The organism is Streptomyces sp. NPDC001880 (assembly GCF_053594575.1).
Map to the genome: position 1 here is coordinate 1 of NZ_JBSFET010000300.1, position 1,123 is coordinate 1,123.

Annotated in this window: 2 protein-coding genes and 1 pseudogene; 2 read left to right on the plus strand and 1 reads right to left on the minus strand. The window is 66.4% G+C overall.

Going from position 1 to position 1,123, the window contains the following annotated elements; translation table 11 throughout:
* Positions 1-103, minus strand: a pseudogene (locus tag ACWCQ6_RS37430) (LLM class F420-dependent oxidoreductase); the annotation flags it as partial.
* 20 nt (positions 104-123) lie between these two features.
* Between ACWCQ6_RS37430 and ACWCQ6_RS37435 the strand changes: the two are divergent.
* A complete protein-coding gene (locus ACWCQ6_RS37435; protein ID WP_451096996.1) occupies positions 124-420 on the plus strand; it encodes an ATP-binding protein in 297 nt (98 codons plus the stop codon).
* 100 nt (positions 421-520) lie between these two features.
* Positions 521-1,012: an NUDIX hydrolase gene (locus ACWCQ6_RS37440; RefSeq protein ID WP_451096998.1), complete on the plus strand. Its 492-nt coding sequence runs from the start codon at positions 521-523 to the stop codon at positions 1,010-1,012.
* Positions 1,013-1,123 lie beyond the last annotated feature (111 nt).

The window sequence follows — 1,123 nt, forward strand, 5'->3', positions numbered from 1 at the left end:
TGAACTCGCTCGCGTAGCGGGCTGCCAGCCGCGGTGTGCGCGTCGCACCGTGACCGCCGATCAGCACCGGCACCCTGGACTGCGCAGGCTTGGGCCGAGGCGGCCAGGCGGCTGTCCTCGCTCATGGCCCGCTACACCAAGGTCGACCTGCTCTGCCTGGACGAGTTCGGCTACGCGAACCTGGACAAGAAGGGCGCCAAGCTGCTGTTCCAGATCTTCACCGAACGCGAGGAGCGCAAGGCCACCGCGGTCGCCACGAACTCCCCGTTCGCCGAGTGGGACAAGACCTTCGGCGACCGCCGGCTCTGCGCGGCAATCGCCGACCGCATTACGTTCCGCTGCACGCTGATCCAGACCGACACCGAGTCCTACCGCTTCCAGTCCACCAAAGCCGACCGCCAGGCCACCGCACGGTCATGAGGCTCTCTGAATCCGGCTCTGACCAGACTTGCGTGACAGCTCAGCCCGGTGACCAAATCCGTTGGTCGCCCAGGGACCGCGGTTCTAATCTGACGAGGTGATGAAACCGGAGGGGAGCCTGATGCCGCGCCCGAGCGCGCGCGTGGTGTTGCTGGACGACGCCAGTCGGCTACTGCTGTTCTCTGCCCTGAACAAGGGGGACGGTTCCGTTCGGTGGTTCACTCCTGGAGGCGGGCTCAAGCCAGGCGAAAGCCACGAGCAGGCAGCCCTGCGGGAGTTGCGAGAAGAAACTGGGCTGACGAACCTTTCGCTGGGTCCGGAGATTTGGCGAGGGCGTCCGTGGACAGCGGTCCGGGGCGGCGTCGCTTATGAGGTTCGCCAGCGCTACTACATGGCCCGGGTGCCTGCGTTCCAGGTCGATACCTCGGCTTTCGAGGAGATCGAGAAGGCCGCGATCACCGGGCACCGCTGGTGGACCATTGCGGAACTGGCCGCGACCTCGGATGTGCTGCGTCCGGCTGAGCTGCCGAAACTATTGGCGTCCTTGCTGACCGACGGCCCACCGGACCGGCCGATCCCCGTAGACGGCTGAGCGCACGTCCTTACTGACTTCGGCGTCTTGGGGTCTGGATCTGTGTCGGGACCGGTGACGCGGTCCGTCCGAGCTGGTACGCCGGAGACATGCGGTATCCGGACGGGGGCG